Here is a 1,347-nt window from a genome sequence, read left to right as displayed (position 1 = left end):
CCTCACCCACACTCAGATGCGAAGAGCCTCTAATTCATCTTCCGGGAAATATAAGTAGGCACTTGCGAAAGCAATAATTCCAATTACTCCTACGGCAGTAAACAAGCCAAGGCCTGTGAAGTTTACTCTAATTAGGCTGGCTGCAGATGCTGCCGCAATCGTTACGCATGTAGCTGCGCTGAACGCAATGCGCCACTGCTGCGAACTGAATCGTCTTGAACCCCTCTTGGCGATCACGAGCACGACTTGTCCGGAAAGCACGGCCAAGAAACCTAAAACCAGCGCGAAAGGAAAGGAAACCACTATTCCGAGGATCCCCCCGATAAGAATCTGTATGATGTCAGGTCCAGAAAAATCGGAAGCGACATAAACGCCATAAACCGCGGCAAAGAAAACTGGAACTGCAAATGCCCGCCAAAACCAGGTTTGGTCGAGAAGTCTCATACGTGTAATGATAGCATTACGGGACGTAAGGATCGATCGGGAAGACCTTGAGGCGCTGATGTTCACCGCCCTCGATTCTGTGGCCGAGTCGGCCACGAACTGACCCTTTCAAGGGGCTTTCTCTAGCTCGCCGGAACTGCCGTCGACAGTAATCGGATTGTCAGTTTCGACGTCTACCTAACGGGGTGATGCGACCCGCGGCGCGTCAGACTTCTAGCGGGCTACGCAACAATGCCAGGAGCGCAGGGAAACGAATCGGAGCTTGACATAAGACATGGTTATCGCCCAGAACCAGGGAAAACCCTTACGCTCCCTCTTCGAGCGGCGCGCAAGCACTGCGGCCGCGGCGCAAGGAACCGCGACGAACGCAACGTTCAACACCCACCACATGAGCCGAAGACTACAAGCGAAGCGGCACCCGGCTCCTACCAACCGCGGCCAGCGCGCGGACCACTGCCGTGGCCACCGACGTCTGGCAAATCAAGAAGGTATGGGTCCCGCGCAGTTGAGACCTATAGTTCCGGTATGTGGTGGCTGTTCACGTTCGCAATTCTGGTTGTGGTGCTGGTCGGCGGAGCTGTGCTGCCGCGCCGAACCCAGCATGCCAGGGAGGGCTTTCCGTGGTTCTGGATCGCCTTTCCACTCACCGCGCTAATCACGGCAGCAGCAGTCAATGCGTGGATTTCGTGGCAGGGGGTCCCCCTCGAATGGTCGATGTACAAGCCCCTGGCAGACAGTGACGGCACTGTTCAATTCCTGGGCGATGAACAGTTCTGGCAGGCGCGGGCAATCTCTATCGGCCGGTGGGTTTTGCCGCCCGCAGCGGCAGCGGCGGCGGGACTATCAGTGTGGGCATGGCGACGCGACACGGTTTAACCGGCTCTTCGCATCTGAGTGTGGGTG

2 protein-coding genes are annotated in these 1,347 nt (G+C 57.0%); one reads left to right on the top strand and one right to left on the bottom strand.

What is annotated here, in order from left to right:
- Nucleotides 1-12 precede the first annotated feature (12 nt).
- Nucleotides 13-444 (bottom strand): hypothetical protein, encoded by a 432-nt coding sequence (locus G6027_RS09455; RefSeq protein ID WP_182636948.1) that lies wholly within the window; start codon nucleotides 442-444, stop codon nucleotides 13-15.
- Between the two features lie 525 nt (nucleotides 445-969).
- Here G6027_RS09455 and G6027_RS09450 point away from each other — a divergent pair.
- On the top strand, nucleotides 970-1,320 hold the full coding sequence (locus tag G6027_RS09450) for a hypothetical protein (RefSeq protein WP_182636947.1): 351 nt from the start codon (nucleotides 970-972) through the stop codon (nucleotides 1,318-1,320).
- Nucleotides 1,321-1,347: the final 27 nt, after the last annotated feature.

Source organism: Dietzia sp. SLG310A2-38A2 (assembly GCF_014145095.1).
Taxonomy (GTDB): Bacteria; Actinomycetota; Actinomycetes; order Mycobacteriales; family Mycobacteriaceae; genus Dietzia.
This window is presented reverse-complemented; position numbering and strand designations above follow the sequence as displayed.